A 17,280-nucleotide genomic window follows, 5' to 3' on the forward strand; every position below is an offset into this window, starting at 1 on the left:
ATGTCGCAGCCCGTCGCCTCACCGACCCACATCGAATCGATCTACCCGCTCTCTCCGATGCAGGAAGGCATGCTGTTCCACACGCTGCTCAACCCCGGCTCCGGTATGTACCTGATGCAGAACCGGTACGTGCTGGAAGGCGAGGTGGACAGCGAGGCCTTTGCCCGCGCGTGGCGTCGGGTCGCCGAGCGCCATCCGATCCTCCGGACCTCGTTCGCGTGGAAGAGCCAGAAACAGCCGCTGCAGGTGGTGCACAAGGACGTCGAGCTCCCGGTCGAGGTGCTGGACTGGCGGGGGAAAGCCGGACCCGAGCAGGACGAGGAGGTTCAGGCCCTGCTGCGAGCGGAGCTCGCGGAGGGATTCGATTTCAACAAGGCTCCCTTGACGAGAATCAGGTTGATCCGTCTGGCCGAGAAGACCTACGAGTTCATCCACAGCTTCCATCATATCCTGCTCGATGAGTGGTGCACCTCGCTGCTCATGATGGATTTCCTCGCCCACTACGAAGCGTTCGCACAGGGACGTCCGCTCGCGCTCCCGATGCCCCGTCCGTACCGTGACTACATCACCTGGCTCCAGCGGCAGGACCTGGGGACGACGGAGCGCTTCTGGCGTGCGTACCTGAAAGGGGTCACCGCTCCGACGCCGCTCGTGTTCGAGGAGCGGCTCGGGGGGATCGCCGATCAGGGGGCGGAGATCGGGGATGAAACGGGAAGCTTGGATGCCGAGAGCACCTCGGCGCTCGTCGCCCTCGCCCAACGGCACCAATTGACGCTCAACACGCTCGTCCAGGCCGCCTGGGCGCTGCTCCTCAGTCACTACAGCGGCGAGAGCGACGTGCTGTTCGGAGTGACCGTCGCGGGGCGGCCGCCCGAGCTGCCGGAGGTCGAGTCGATCGTCGGGCTGTTCATCAATACCTTGCCGCTGCGGCTGGAGGTCCGGCCCGAGCGCCCGCTCCTGCCGTGGCTCAAGGAGGTCCTGGCGGAGAACATCCGGATCCGCCGCTACGAATACACGCCGCTCCTGCAGGTGCAGGAGTGGAGCGAGCTCCGCCGGGGCCAGGGACTGTTCCAGAGCCTCTTCGTCTTCGAGAATGCGCCGATCGATCCGGCGCTCCGCGACGGCCGGATCGTCTTCAAGGTGCGGGACGTGCAATACCGGGTGCACACGAACTATCCCATGACGGTCGTGGCCTGGCCGGGACCCGAGCTCGGGCTCAAGCTGTCCTATGACGTGCGCGCGTTCCACGCGGACAGCGTCGCGCGCATGCTCGGTCATCTCAAGACGCTGCTTGGGGGGATGGCGCGTCATCCCGACGCCCGGCTCGGCGACCTTCCGCTCCTGACCGAGGCCGAGCATCAGCAACTCGTGGCCTGGAACGAGACGAAACCTATCTTCCCACCACGCAGCACTGATCTCCCAGCACTCAGCACTCAGTGCTCAGCACTCAGCACTGCATCACTCTGCTATCCGCAGCTCTTCGAGGCGCAGGTGCGCCGCACGCCGGATGCGGTGGCCGTGATCCATCAGCCCTCAGCGCTCAGCCTTCATTCAGCACTCCGCACTCCGCGCTCAACACTCGGCGGCGACACGCGCCTGACCTACCGGCAATTGAACGCCCGAGCCAACCGGGTGGCCCGCGCGCTCGCGGCCGAAGGGGTCGGTCCGGAGACGGTCGTGGCGCTGCTCGATGAGCGCGGCGTGGATTTCCTGACGATGGTCCTGGCGGTCTTCAAAGCGGGTGGCGCCTATCTCCCGTTGGATCCCAAGCACCCGGCGGCGCGGATCGCACACCTGCTCACGTTGAGCCGTGCCCCCGTGCTGCTCTGCACCTCCGGGTTCAACGAGCGGGCGGCCGAGGCGGTAGGCCTCGTGTCGTCCGACCGGCCGCCCCGCGTACTGTCGATCGAGACGATCCTGGAGGACGGTTGGCCGGACACGGACCTCCCGGCGCAGGGCGGCCCGCGCCACCTGGCGTATGTGATCTACACCTCGGGATCGACCGGCATACCCAAGGGGGCGATGGTCGAGCATCGGGGGATGCTCAACAACATGGTGAGCAAGATCCCCGTATTGGGGCTCACGGCCGACGATGTGATCGCCCAGACCGCATCGCAATGTTTCGATATCTCGGTGTGGCAGTTCTTGACGGCATTCCTCGTCGGCGGGTGTGTCTCGATCGTGCCGGATGAGATCGCCCACGATCCGAGCCGCTTGCTCACGTTCGTCGACGCGGCCGGCCTCACGGTGCTCGAAACCGTCCCGGCCATGATGCAAGGCCTGCTCGATGCGTCGGGTGACGCGTCCCGCCCCTCTCTGATGGGGTTGCGCTGGCTGCTCCCCACCGGCGAGGCCCTGCCGCCGGTCGTCTGCCGGCGGTGGCAGGCCGCCTTTCCGTCCGTGCGGCTCCTGAACGCCTACGGGCCGGCGGAGTGCTCGGACGACGTGGCGCTCCACCCGATCGAGCCGGCGCTGCCCGAGGATGCGACCAGCGTGCCCATCGGGCGTCCGGTCGACAACCTGCGGTTGTACGTCCTCAATCGCATGCTCCAACCCGTACCGGTCGGCGTTCCCGGTGAGCTGTGCGTGGCCGGCGTCGGCGTCGGCCGCGGCTATCTCAACGATCCCGCCCGGACGGCGGAGGTCTTCGTTCCCGATCCCTTCGGGAAGGAGCCGGGCGGCCGGCTCTACCGGACGGGCGACCTTGCCCGCTCCCGCCCCGACGGCATCCTGGAATTCTTGGGACGCTTGGATCACCAGGTGAAGATCCACGGCTTCCGGATCGAGCTCGGCGAGATCGAGGCGCACCTCGGGGCGCACCCGTCGGTTCGCGACACGGTGGTGCTGGCGCGTGAGGACCGTCCCGGCGAGAAACGGCTGGTCGCCTACGTCGTGCCGAGCGAGGAGGCGCCCTGGGCACCCGACACGCTCCGCGCCTTTCTCGCCGAGCGGCTGCCGGCGTACATGGTCCCGGCCGTGTTCACGGCGTTGCCGGTACTGCCGCGCACACCGAACGGCAAGCTCGACCGCAAGGCGTTGCCGGCACCGGAACCGAAGGTACCGGGGCGGGCGGCAGGCCCGCAGACTGCGACGGAAGAGCTGGTGGCGGGGATCTGGGCCGAGGTGCTGGGGGTGGACCGGGTGGGCCGGCACGAGGACTTCTTCGAGCTGGGAGGGCATTCGTTGCGGGCGACCCAGGTCATGGCGCGCGTGCGGACCGTGTTCGGGATCGAGCTTCCGCTCCGCACCCTCTTCGAATCTCCGACGGTCGCCGACCTGGCCAAGGCAGTGGATGCGGCTCGACTCGACGGGGCTGGTGTCCAGGGGCCGCCGTTGCTCCCGGTGGTCCGGACAGGACCGGTGCCGCTGTCGTTTGCACAGCAGCGATTGTGGTTCTTATCCCAACTGGAGCCGGACAGCGCGTTTTACCACATCCCCGCGGCGCTGCGGGTCACCGGGCCCCTGGATCCGTCCGCGCTGGAGCGGAGCTTCAATGGGCTCGTCGCTCGTCACGACGTGCTGCGAACGACGTTTGCGATCCAGGAAGGCGAGCCGGTGCAGGTGATCGCGCCCGAACAGGAGGTACGGCTCTTCCGGGTCGATCTCAGCCTTCTGCCGGAGGTCGAGCGGGAAGCCGCTGCGCGGCGGCTTGCGCGGGAAGAGGGGCAGCGCCCCTTCGACCTGACGAACGGCCCCCTGCTGCGGGCCGGTGTGCTTCGCCTCGGCGAGCTCGACCACGTGCTGTTGGTCACCCTGCACCACAGCATCGCCGACGGCTGGTCGATGAACGTGCTGATCCACGACGTGGCGACGTTGTACACGTCCGATCTGGCCGGCCGTCCGGTGTCCCTGCCCGCGCTCCCGATCCAGTACGCGGATTATGCCCAGTGGCAACGCCGGTGGCTCGAAGGCCCGGTGCGGGAGGCGCAACTCGCGTACTGGCGACGGCGATTGGCGGGCGCCCCGCCCGTGTTGGAGCTGCCGGCGGACCGGCCGCGGCCGGCGGTGCAGAGCTACCGGGGCGCCCGGCATGCCTTCGTCGTGCCGACCTCCCTCGCGCAGGCCCTTGCCGCGCTGAGCCGCCGGCAGGGGGCGACCCTGTTCATGACGCTGCTGTCGGCGTTTCAGGTGTTGGTGTTCCGCTATACGGGTCAGACGGATCTGTGCATCGGCACGCCGGTCGCCAACCGTACGCGCGCGGAAGTGGAAGGGCTCATCGGCTTCTTCGTCAACACGCTCGTGCTGCGGACCGATCTCGCCGGTAACCCGCGCGCGACCGAGCTGCTGGCGCGGGTTCGGGAGGCGGTGCTGGGGGCGCAGGCGCATCAAGACCTGCCGTTCGAGCAACTGGTCGAAGCACTGGAGCCGGCCCGGGACCTCAGCCACAGTCCGCTGTTTCAGGTGATGTTCGCGCTCCAGACGCCGCCGGAACAGACCGTGGCGATCCCGGGGGTGCAGGTCGACGTGATGGAGGTGGATCCGGGGAGCGCCAAGTTCGACCTCTCGTTGGAGATGACGGCGGAAGCGGAGGAGCTCACCGGCTTCTTCGAGTACAGCACGGACCTGTTCGACGAACGCACCATCCGGCAGATGGAGGCGCATTTTCAACGGGTGCTCCAGGCCATCGTGGCGAACCCGGAGGTCCGGATCGCCGACGTGCCGCTGCTCTCCGAACCGGAGCAACACCAATTGCTGGTCGAGTGGAACAGCTCCGCCGTCCTCAGCACTCAGCACTCACCACTCAGCACTTCCGAGGATGCCTCCGAGCTCAGCACTCAGCACTCACCACTCAGCACTTCCGAGGATGCCTCCGAGCTCAGCACTCAGCACCCAGCACTCAGCACTTCCGAGGATGCTTCCGAGCTCAGCACTCAGCACTCAGCACTCGGCACTCACCTGTGCCTGCACGACTTGGTGGCCGCGCAAGCCGCCCGCACGCCGGACTCGGTCGCGGTCGTCCGGTCCGGACAGACGCTCTCGTATCAGGAGCTGGATGCGCGGGCGAACCGGCTCGCGCGGTACTTGCGGCGCCACGGCGTGGGGCCGGAGTCCCTCGTCGGCCTCTGTGTCGAGCGCTCGCTCGACATGGTCGTCGGGGTGCTCGCCATCCTCAAGGCCGGTGCGGCCTATGTGCCGATCGACCCGACGTATCCTCGGGAACGGATGCTCTACATGCTCGACGACGCGCAGGTCTCGGTCCTGCTGACCCAGGAGCGGCTACTCGGGGTCCTGCCCCAGCGGGCCGGCAGGTGCCTCTGCATCGATCGCGACTGGCCGGAGATCGCCGAGCAGGAGGGGGGCGCGCTCGCCGTCCTCCATCACCCGAGCCATGCCGCCTACGTGATCTACACCTCGGGCTCGACGGGACGGCCGAAGGGCGTCGTGATCACCCACGGGAGCGCCGTCACGCTCGTTCAATGGGCGCACACCGTCTATCGCCCCGAAGACCTCCGGGGCATGCTGGCCTCCACCTCGCTCTGCTTCGATCTGTCCGTCTTCGAGCTGTTCGTTCCCCTCAGTTGCGGCGGGCGCGTGATCATCGCCGACCATGCCCTCGAGCTGCCGGCGCTCCCCGAAGCGGAGGAGGTGACGCTGATCAACACGGTGCCGTCCGCCATCGCCGAGCTGCTTCGCCAGCAGGCGATTCCCCGGTCGGTTCGGACCGTGAATCTGGCCGGCGAAGCGCTCAAGCCCGCACTGGTCGATCAGCTCTACGCGTTGGAACACATCGAGCGGGTCTTCGACCTCTATGGGCCGTCGGAGGACACGACCTATTCGACCTACGCGCTGCGCCGAGCCGGGGGCCCGGCGACCATCGGGCGTCCGATCGCCAAGACGCAGGCGTACGTGTTGGACCAGCGGCTCACGCCGGTCCCAGTGGGGGTCCCGGGCGAGCTCTTCATCGGGGGCGCCGGGCTGGCGCGGGGCTATTGGAAGCGCCCTGATCTGACCGCGGAGAAATTCCTCCCCAGCCCCTTCGGTCCGACGCCCGGCAGCCGGCTGTATCGAACGGGCGACCTGGTGCGATACCGGCCGGACGGCACCCTCGAATTCCTCGGGCGGATGGACCACCAGATCAAGCTGCGGGGCTTTCGCATCGAGCTGGGCGAGATCGAGGCGCATCTGCTCCGACATCCGGATGTCCGGGAGGCCGTCGTGCTCCTGCGGGAGGACCGGCCCGGCGAGAAGCGCCTGGTGGCCTACGTCGTGCCGCAACCGGGCGCGACGCCTGCGTCGGACGCCCTGCGCCGTGTTCTTTCCGAGCAGCTCCCCGAGTACATGGTGCCGTCCGTGTGCGTCTCCCTGCCCGCGCTCCCGCTCACGCCCAACGGGAAGCTGGACCGTCGGGCGCTGCCGGCGCCCGAGGTGGACGCCCAGCGTGAACGGAGCTACGTCCCGCCGCGGTCCGCCGCCGAAGCGCTCCTCGCGCGCACATGGGCCGACGTGCTCGGCCTGGAGCGCGTCGGGGTGCTGGACAACTTTTTCGAGCTCGGGGGCGATTCCATCCTGGGCCTGCAGGTCATCGCGCGGGCCAAACAGGCCGGCCTGGTGCTGACGCCGCGACAGCTCTTCCAGCACCAGACGATCGCCGAATTGGCCGCGGCGGCGGGCGAGCTTGGGGCGGCTGTGAAGGAGCGTCCGGGCGTTCGGGCCGGACAAGGGGTGGTGACCGGCGAGGTGCCTCTCACGCCGATCCAACACTGGTTCTTCGAGCAGGAGCTCCCGAACCCGCATCATTGGAATCAGGCCGTGCTCCTCGAGTTGACCGAGCCGGTGGAGCCCCCGGCGTTGGAGGCGGCGCTCGGGCACCTGGTGCAGCACCACGACGCCCTGCGGATGGAGTTCGTCCGCGAGGGGGAGGGCTGGCGGCAGATCAACCGCGCCGACGCGCCAGCGAGCCTCTTGACCGTGGTGGATCTGTCGAGCCACGCGCCGGACGCGCAGCCCCTGACCTTGGAAGCGATCGCCTCCGAGTGGCAGGCGCGCCTCCATCTGAAGGATGGGCCGCTCCTTCGGGGTGTGCTGTTCGAACTGGGCGACGGCCGCTCGAGCCGGTTGCTCCTCACCGTGCATCACTTGGTCGTCGACGGCGTCTCGTGGCGAATCCTGATCGAGGATCTCCGGACGGCCTATCAGCAGCAGATGCGCGGGCAGGCGGTCTCATTGCCGGCGAAGACCACCTCGTTCAAACAGTGGGCGGAGCGGATCCGGCTCCATGCCCGGTCGGAGGCTCTGCGGCAGGAGGCCGGCTACTGGCTGGATCCGCGACGGAGCGCGGTGGCGCCCGTGCCGGTGGACGAGCCTCGGGGGGACCGCACCGAAGCCGCGCTCGAGAACGTGACGGGTTCGTTGAGCGAGGCGGACACCCGAGCCCTGTTGCACGAGGTGCCCGACGCCTACCACACGCGCATCGACGAGGTGCTGCTGACGGCGCTGGCCCAGGCTCTGGGGACATGGATGGGGAGCCCGACGGTGCTGGTGGATGTGGAAGGGCATGGGCGGGAAGATCTCTTCCCGGAGCTCGATGTCTCGCGGACCGTGGGCTGGTTCACCAGCATCTGTCCGGTGCTGTTGGAGATGCCGCCGGACTGCCCGCCGGCCGAGGCGCTGAAGACGATCAAGGAGCAGCTCCGAAAGGTTCCCCATCGGGGAATCGGGTACGGGATGTTGCGGTACCTGGACGGAGCCGGCCAGGTCGCCGACCAGCTACGGGCCCAACCGGCCGCGCAGATCTGCTTCAACTACCTCGGCCAGTTGGATCAGGCGCTCCCGGAGCGGGGCTGGTGCGCGCCGGCACGGGAATCCGTGGGAAGGGAGCACGACCCAAGGAGCCCGCTCAGGTACGAATTGGACATCAGTGCGGAGGTCCAGGAGGGACGACTGGAGGTCACGTGGAGCTACAGCCGAGAACGATACCGGCGGGCGACGATCGACGCCGTGAGCCGACGTTACCTTCAGTGCCTCCGCGCGCTGATCGCGCACTGTCTGTCCCCTGAAGCCGGCGGGTACACGCCGGCCGACTTTCCGGACATCGACATCGAGCAAGAAGCGCTGGATACCATCTTGGAGAGCATGGATTGACACCGATGCGGACCCAAAAGGACGTCGAGTCGATTTACTATCTGTCCCCGCTGCAGGAAGGCCTGCTGTTCCATCACGTCTCCGACGCCGACGCGGATGCCTATTTCTACCAGTATGGGTTCTTGCTGGAAGGCGACCTCCATCTGCCCGCCTTCGAGCAGGCGTGGCAGCAGACGGTCGACCGGCACGCCGTGTTGCGCACGGCCTTCGTCTGGGAACGGGTGGAGAAGCCGCTGCAGGTCGTACGCCGGAACGCCACGCTCCCGCTTCACTGTCACGACTGGCGCGGCTATCCCGAAGGCGAGCGCAAAGCGGCCCTGGAGTCCTTGCTCGCCGCCGATCGTCGGGCGGGCTTCGATTTTCTTCAGCCGCCGCTGATGCGGCTGACGTTGATCCGCGTGGCCGACGACGCCTGGTACTTCATCATCAGTCACCACCATATCCTTCTCGACGGATGGAGCTTCGCCGTGATCCTCAAGGAGGTGATGGCCTCCTACGAGGCGTTCGTGCAAGGCCGCTCGCGCGCCCTGCCGCCTCCCACCCCCTATCGCCACTATATCGCCTGGCTCAAGCGACAGGACCTGGCGGCGGCCGAACGCTTTTGGCGGGCGGCGCTCGCTGGATTCACGGCGCCCACGGTGCTGCCTCTGGAGCCTCCCCAAGATCCCCCCGGGAACGGTTCGACGCTCTATGCGGAGCAGGGGATCCGATTGTCGAAGGGCGAGACCGAGGCGCTCCTGGCCTTCGCCCAGCGCCATCACCTGACGTTGAACACGGTCGTGCAGGGCGCGTGGGCCATGTTGCTGCGCCGGTACAGCGGCGAGCGCGAGGTGCTGTTCGGGGCGACCGTCTCCGGCCGCCCGACGGATCTGCCGGGCGCCGAAACCATGGTCGGTCTGTTCATCAATACCTTGCCGATCCGCGTGCGGGTCCGCGGCGAGGAGACCGTCTCGTCGTGGCTGCGCGCGCTCCAGCAACAGAACAGCGATCTGCGGCAGTACGAGTGGGCGCCGCTCACGTGCCTCCAGCGCTGGAGCGAGATCCCGAGCGGGCAGCCGCTGTTCGACACCCTGGTCGTGCTCGAGAACTATCCGGAGGACGACGCGCCGGAGGCGCGGCCGGGCCGGCTGACGGTGAGCCTCCTGGCCCCGCCGGCGGAGGGGACCCCCACGCCGACGGCCGGGCGCAACAATTATCCGCTTTCCCTGATCGTCGAGCCGAGCGCCGAGCTTCGGATGATCCTGTGTTATGCGCGGCGGCGTTTCGAGCACGGCGCCGTGGCGCGCATGCTCGGGCACTACCGGGCGCTGATCGAGGCCATCGCGGCACGACCCGAGGCCCGCGTCTCCGAGCTGTCGCTGCTGACCGAAGACGAGCGGCGGCAGGTGCTCATCGCATGGAATACTCCGCGGTCCGCCTCTTCCGAGCTCAGCACGCAGCACTCCGCACTCCGCACTGCCCCGGATGCTTCCGAGTCCGTCTCTTCAGCGCTCAGCACTCAGCACTCAGCACTCCGCACTGCCCCGGATGCTTTCGAGCTCGCCCCTTCCGAGCTCAGCACTCAGCACTCAGCACTCAGCACTGAACAGAGCCTGTGCGTGCATCAGCTCGTTGACGCGCAAGCCCGGATGCACCCCGATGCCGTCGCCGTGGTGTACGAGGGGGAGACGCTCAGTTACCGGGAGTTGGACGCGCGGGCGACCGGGCTGGCGCGTCACCTGCGACGGCTTGGGGTCGGCCTCGAGGTGCGGGTGGGGCTGTGCGTGGAGCGTTCCCTCGAGATGATCGTGGGTCTGCTCGCGGTTCTCAAGGCGGGCGGAGCCTACGTTCCGCTCGATCCCAAGCTTCCGACGGAGCGGCTGACCGACATGCTCGCGGACAGCGGAGCGCGGGTGGTGCTGACGCAATCGAAGTGGGAGCACGCGCTCGAACGCGCGGCGGTCGTCCGCGTCGTCCTGGATCGCGGGTGGGACGTCATCGTGCGGGACGCCTCCGAGGTCACCGCCCCCGAGGTCCAGCCGGCCAACCTGGCGTATGTCGTCTACACGTCCGGCTCGACCGGTCGCCCCAAGGGCGTGGCGGTCGAGCACCGTCAACTGACCAACTACGTGCAGGGCGTGCTGGAACGGCTGGGGCTTCCGGCCGGGGCCAGCTTCGCGACGGTCTCCACCATTGCCGCCGATCTCGGGAACACCGCGATCTTCGGGGCGCTCTGTTCGGGGCGGCCGTTGCACGTGCTCGCCGCCGACCGCGGATTCGACCCGGACGGCATGGCGGAGTACATGCACGATCATAGCGTCGATGTCCTGAAGATCGTGCCCAGCCACTTGGCCGGTCTTTTGGAAGCCGGACGCCCGGAACGGGTCTTGCCCCGACGTTGTCTGGTTCTGGGCGGTGAGGCGACGCCCCCGGAGCTCCTTGCCAAAGTGCGGGCGCTGGCGCCGGCCTGTGCGATCGTCAATCATTACGGCCCGACCGAGACGACGGTGGGCGTGTTGACGCACCGACTGTCAGAGGACGGCGAGTCCGGACGGATGCCGATCGGTCGGCCTCTGGCGAACACGTACGCCTATGTCCTGGATGAGGATCTCCAGCCGGTCCCCGTCGGCGTCCCCGGCGAATTGTATCTCGGCGGAAGCGGGGTCGCACGCGGCTACCTTCAGCGCCCGGACTTGACTGCCGAGCGGTTTCTGCCCGATCCGTTCGGCCTTCACTCAGGAGGGCGCGTGTACAGGACGGGCGACCGTGTCCGCTATCGACCCGATGGCGGCATCGAGTTCCTGGGGCGCGTGGATCATCAGGTGAAGGTCCGAGGCTACCGGATCGAGCTCGGCGAGATCGAAGCGCACCTGCGTGGCGAACCGGCCGTGCGAGACGCCGTCGTCGTGCTTCGCGAAGGCCCGGATGGAACCAGGCGGCTGGTCGCCTACGTCGTCCCGAACGAGGACGCCGTGCTGGACGGCGCCCGCCTGCGCGATCGACTCAGCCATCGCCTGCCGGATTACATGATCCCGAGCGCGGTCATGGTCCTGCAGGCCCTTCCGCTGACTCCCAACGGCAAGCTGGACCGCGGGGCGCTCCCGGACTCCGAGCAGGCGGGGGGTGCCGAGCCCCGCGAGTACACGGCGCCGCGCAATGCGATCGAGGCGACGCTTGCAGGCATCTGGGCGGAGGTCTTGCGCCTCGAGCGGGTGGGCGTCCACGACAACTTCTTTGCCATCGGCGGGGACTCCATCCGCAGCCTCCAGGTCATTGCCCGGGCCAATCAACGGGGCCTCAAGCTCACGCCGAAGCAGTTGTTCGAACACCAGACCATCGCCGAGGCGGCCAGGGTCGCCGTGCCGCGCGAGTCGAACGGACGGACGGACCACCGGGAGCCCGAGGGCCCTTCCCCGTCGCGGGATACTGAGCCGGCCGCGCCTCCCCGAGTCCCCTTGGTTGCGTTGGATCAAATCGATCTCGGCGCGCTGGGGGTGGACGGGAACGACATGGAGGATCTCTACCCGCTGTCCCCGATGCAGGAGGGGATGCTGTTCCACACGCTCTTGAATCCGGGATCGGGCATCTACTTGATGCAACAACACTACCGCTGGCAGGGCGCGCTGGATCGCGAAGCGTTCGTGAAGGCCTGGCACCGGGTGATCGAGCGGCATCCGATCCTGCGCACCTCCTTCAGGTGGAAGGATCTGAAGCAGCCCCTCCAGGTCGTGCACAAGTCCGTCGATCTGTCGTCGGTCGTCGAGGAGCTGGATTGGCGCGGCCTCCCGGAAGCCGAGCAGGAGGCTCGCTTGAACGTCGTCCTGCAGGAGGAATTGAAGAACGGCTTCGATCTTTCCAAGGCGCCGCTCATGAAGATTCGGCTGATTCGCGTCGCCGACACGGCGTCTCACATCGTGAGGAGCTTTCATCACATCCTCACGGACGATTGGTGTTTCTCCTTGCTGATGATGGACTGCCAGGCCTACTACGAGGCCTACGTCGAAGGCCGGGAGCTCCATCTGGCGCCGCCTCGGCCGTATCGCGACTACATCGCCTGGTTGCAGAAGCAGGACCTCGCCGCGGCCGAGGCGTTCTGGCGCAACGAGCTGAAGGGCTTCGTAACCCCGACCTCGTTCGGGATCGAGCGTCCGGCCGGCAAGCCGGCGGCCGACGAGCCGGCGATGGGCGACGCGTACGCGGAGCTCTCGGCCTCGACCACCGAACGACTGCTCGCCCTCGCGCAGCAGCACCAGCTCACGCCCAACACCTTCGTCCAAGGTGCCTGGGCGCTGCTGCTGAGCCGATACAGCGGTGAACGAGACGTGGTGTTCGGCGTCACGGTGGCCGGCCGGCCGACCGAGTTGGAAGGGGTCGAGTCGATCGTGGGCCTGTTCATCAACAGCCTGCCGTTGCGTGTGGCGGTCCCGCCGGACGCCACGGTCATCGAGTGGCTCAAAGATCTCTTGGCCCATAACTACCGGCTGCGCCAGTACGAATATCCGCCGCTCATTGCCATTCAGCGATGGAGCGAGCTCCCTCCCGGGCAGGCCCTGTTCCGCAGCCTCGTCGTCTTCGAGAATGCGCCGAAGGATCCGAGGTTGGGCGAGCAGCGAGGCGACGTGAGCATCACGTTCGAACAGGACCGGGTGCATACGAACTATCCCATCACCGTCGTGGCGTACCCGGGATCCGAGCTTGGCATCAGATTGTCCTACGACCGGCAATGGTTCGAGCACGAGGCCGTCGAACGGATGCTCGGACATCTTCACCGCCTCCTCGAACGCATGACCGCCACTCCCGAAGCCCGCCTCGCCGACTTCTCGATGCTCAGGGATGAGGAACGGCAGCAGCTCCTGGTGGGCTGGAACGAGACGAAACCTATCTTCCCACGACTCAGCACTCAGCACTCAGCACTCAGCACTGATCTCTCAGCCCTCGGCTCTCAAAGCTATCCGCGGCTGTTCGAGGCCCAGGTGCGCCGAACGCCGGAGGCGGTGGCGGTCGCCGGCCCGGTGCGCAGCCTGACCTATGCCGCGTTGAATCGGACGGCCAACCAGGTTGCGCATGCCGTGCGAGCCGAAGGGGTGGGACCGGACACGATTGTGGCCGTGCTGGATGAGCGCGGAGTGGACCTACTGGGCCTGATGCTCGGCGTGTTGAAGGCCGGCGCGGCCTATTTGCCGCTGGATCCTCATCACCCCGCTCGGCGGATGGAGCAGGTGCTGCGCGTCAGTCGCGCGGCTCTTCTGCTGACGACGGAGGCGTGTCTCCCAACGGCGGCACGAGCGGTCCAGAGCATGCCGGAGGGCTCGGCGCCGTGGATCCTCTGCCTGGAGCGCGACGTGATCGACCGGTGGCCGGACGGGGACCTTCAGATCGCCGTGGCGCCCCAGCAACTCGCCTACGTGATCTATACCTCCGGCTCGACCGGGGTGCCGAAAGGGGCGATGGTGGAGCATCGAGGGATGCTCAACAACGTCTGGAGCAAGATTCCGATCCTCGGGCTGAGTGAGGCCGACGTCGTCGCCCAGACCGCCTCGCAGTGTTTCGACATCTCGGTCTGGCAGTTCTTGACGGCGCTGCTCTGCGGGGGCCGTGTGCGGATCGTCCCGGACGAGATCGTCCGCGATCCAGGGCGCTTGCTCGACGAGGTCGAGGCTCAGGACATCACCGTCCTCGAAATCGTTCCGTCGTTGATGGCGGCGATCCTGCAGGGACCTCTCTCCTCCATCCCTTCGCGACTCCGCTGGGTGTTGCCCACCGGCGAGGCACTGTCGCCCGAGCTCTGCCGCCAGTGGTTCGCACGGTACCCGCGGATTCCCCTGATGAACGCCTATGGGCCGGCGGAATGCTCGGACGACGTCGCCCTCTGTCCGATCGTGGAGCCGCCGGTATCTGGAGCGGTCCACATGCCGATCGGCCGGCCCATCCCGAATCTCCGGCTGTACGTCCTGAACGGCGCGATGGAGCCCGTGCCGGTTGGCGTCTCGGGCGAGCTCTGTGTCGGGGGCGTGGGGGTGGGACGCGGGTACCTGAATGAGCCGGCGCGGACCGCCGAGGCGTTCGTGCCGGATCCATTCGGGCCAGACCGAGGCGCGCGTCTCTATAAAACGGGGGATGTGGCGCGCTACCGGGCGGACGGCACGCTCGAATTCCTGGGCCGGGTGGACCATCAGGTGAAGATCCGCGGCTTCCGGATTGAGCTGGGCGAGATCGAAGCGCGACTGTGCGAGCACCCCGGCGTCCGGGAAGCGGTCGTGCTGGCGCGGGAGGATCGCCCCGGAGACAAACGACTGGTGGCCTATGTGGCGGCCTCCGCGAGTCAACAGCCGGGTCTCGATTCAGAGGAGCTCCGCGCCTTCCTGGCGTCCGAGCTTCCCGATTACATGGTGCCGTCGGCGTTCGTGTCGCTTGCCGCGCTGCCGCTGACCTCGAACGGCAAGGTGGACCGCCGAGCGCTCCCGGCCCCCGAGGATGAGGCGCAGCATCATCGCCGCGTGGCGCCGCGGACGCCGACCGAGGAGATCCTCGCGGGGATTTGGACGGATGTTCTGGGGCGTCCAGGCGTGGGAGCGCACGATCACTTCTTCGAGCTGGGAGGGCATTCGCTGCTCGCGACCCAGGTCATCTCGCGGATACGAGCCGCGTTTCAGGTCGAGCTGCCGTTGCGCAGCCTGTTCGAGCACCCGACGATCGCCGCCTTGGCCCAGGCGGTGGAAACCGAGCGCGCACAGCGGCCGGGGGGGCCGGCGCCACGGCTGGCGCCGAGGAAGCGGCAAGGGAACGCCCCGCTCTCCTTCGCTCAACAGCGCTTGTGGTTCTTGGCGCAGCTCGAGCCCGACGGCTGGTCCTATAACCTTCCGTTCGCCCTGCGGATCGGAGGGACCCTGGACGTCGGCGCCCTCGAACGGAGCTTCACCGAGCTGATCCGTCGCCACGAGGTCCTGCGGACCACGTTCGTCGCGGTGGACGGGGAGCCGGTGCAGGTGGTCGCGCCCGAGCCGCTGGAGACCGTGCGGCTGCCGGTCGAGGATCTCGGCACGCTGCCGGAAGCCGAACGCGAACCAGCCGTGCGCCGGCTGGCGGTCCAGGAGACCCAGCGGCCGTTCCATCTGGATCGAGAGGGACCGCTCCGCGTGCGGTTGCTGCACCTTGGCGAGCGGGAGCACGTGCTCCTGATGGTGGTGCATCATATTGCGGCCGACGCGTGGTCCCTGACGGTACTGGCGCAGGAGATGAGCGTCCTCTATGCGGCATTTGTCGCCGGCCGGCCGTCTCCGCTTCGGCCCTTGTCGATCCAGTACGCCGATTTTGCGCAATGGCAGCGCGACTGGTTGCAGGGCGAGGTGCTGGAGGCGGAGGTCGCCTACTGGAAACACCGCCTCGGCCCCACACCGCCCGTGTTGGAGCTGCCGGCCGATCGCCCGCGCCCGGCCGTGCAGACCTATCGAGGCGGCCGCTGCGCCTTTACCGTCCCCGCATCCGTGGCCGGGCAACTCCAGGCGCTCAGCCGCCGACACGGTGTGACGGTGTTCATGACGTTGCTCGCGGCGTTCAAGGTCTTGTTGCACAAGTACACGGGCCGAGAGGACATCCTGGTCGGAACGGACGTCGCCAACCGAAACCGAGCGGAGACCGAGGACCTGATCGGGTTTTTCGTCAATCTGGTCGCTCTGCGCACCGACGTGAGCGGCAATCCAACCGTCGCCGAGCTGCTGAGCAGGGTGCGCGAAACGGCCTTGGGGGCCTACGCCCATCAGGATCTTCCTTTCGAGAAAGTGGTCGAGGCGGTGCGGCCGAGACGGGATCTGAGCCGCAATCCCCTGGTCCAGGTGCTGTTCGTCCTGCAAAACGTCCCGGCGTCCGGCGTCGAGCTGCCCGGGCTCGAGGTCACGCCCCTGGAGCTGGAGAGCGAGGTGTCCCGGTTCGATCTCGGCTTGTTCATGGAGGAGACGGACGAGGGTCTGGCGGGGGTCTGGAAGTACAACCGGGATCTGTTCGAGCCATCCACGCTCTCGACGATGTCGGGGCGCTTCGTCGCGCTGTTGCACCGTTTCGTGGAGAGCCCCGACGCCCGATTGGACGCGCTCGACATGCTGACCGAACCGGAAAGAGAGGCACGGACCATGGAGGATCGACAGCACGAGGAGGCGAAGCTCAAGAAGCTCAAGAGCATCAAGCGGAAGGTGGTGACGCTTGCCGAGCGTCCCCTGGTTACTCGAGATTCTCTCAGCCCCGGACAATCGTTGCCGCTGGTCATCCAGCCGGCCGTCGAGGACGTCGACGTGGTGGCCTGGGCGAGCGGGAACCGGGACCTGATCGAGGCGGAGCTGCTCAAGCACGGGGCCATCCTCTTCCGCGGGTTCGAGGTCAAGACGGTCTCGGAATTCGAACGGTTGGCACAGGCGATCTGCCGAGACTTGTTCGGCGAGTACGGCGACCTTCCCCGCGAGCAGGCGGGAGAGAAGACCTACGGGTCCACCCCGTATCCTCCGGACAGAGCCATCCTCTTCCACAACGAGAGCTCGCACATGCACCGCTGGCCGCTCAAGCAGTGGTTCTTCTGCCTGCAAGCGTCGCCGGTAGGAGGAGCCACGCCGATCGTCGATTGTCGGACGATGTACCGCCGTCTGAGCCCTGCGACCCGGGAACGGTTCGAGCGCAAGCAGCTCCTGTACGTGCGGAACTTTACCCCGGGCTTCGACGTGAGCTGGCAGGATTTCTTCCAGACGACGGAGAAGGCCGTGGTCGAGGAGCGTTGTCAGAGAGCGGGGATGGACTTCGCCTGGCTGGACAACGGCCGGTTCAGAACGCGCCAGCTCTGCCCGGCGGTGGCCAAACATCCGAAAACCGGGGAGTCGGTCTTCTTCAACCAGATTCAGCTCCACCACGTCGCCTGCCTCGAGCCGACCGTCCGCGAGTCCTTGCTGGCGATGCTGGGGGAGGAGTGGCTGCCCCGGAACGTCTGCTACGGAGACGGCTCGCGTATCGATGACGCCGTCGTGGCGGAGTTGTCCGAGCTCTACGAGCAGGCCGCGGTGCGGTTCGCGTGGCAGCCGGGGGACGTCCTCATGGTCGACAACATGCTGGTCGCCCATGGCCGCGATCCCTTCGTCGGACCCCGCAAGATCGTCGTGGCGATGGGGGAGATGCTCGCCCAGCAGGATCTCCAGACGGCGACGGCCTGAGGGATGCTGAAACATGCACTGACGCAGGGAT

The 17,280-nt window shown here is 67.5% G+C and carries 2 protein-coding genes; both read left to right on the top strand.

Going from position 1 to position 17,280, the window contains the following annotated elements; genetic code table 11:
- Entirely contained in the window at positions 1 to 8,082 is an 8,082-nt protein-coding gene (locus ACWHYV_RS09695; protein ID WP_447980434.1) for an amino acid adenylation domain-containing protein, read from the top strand.
- A gap of 5 nt (positions 8,083 to 8,087) precedes the next feature.
- Entirely contained in the window at positions 8,088 to 17,249 is a 9,162-nt protein-coding gene (locus ACWHYV_RS09700; RefSeq protein WP_447980435.1) for an amino acid adenylation domain-containing protein, read from the top strand.
- Positions 17,250 to 17,280: the final 31 nt, after the last annotated feature.

It is taken from the genome of Candidatus Nitrospira bockiana (genome assembly GCF_965152565.1).

Excerpts from the sequence above, each read along its gene's own strand:
- ACWHYV_RS09695 (WP_447980434.1), top strand. The coding sequence starts at position 1 with ATGTCGCAGCCCGTCGCCTCACCGACCCACATCGAATCGATCTACCCG.
- ACWHYV_RS09700 (WP_447980435.1), top strand. The coding sequence starts at position 8,088 with ATGCGGACCCAAAAGGACGTCGAGTCGATTTACTATCTGTCCCCGCTG.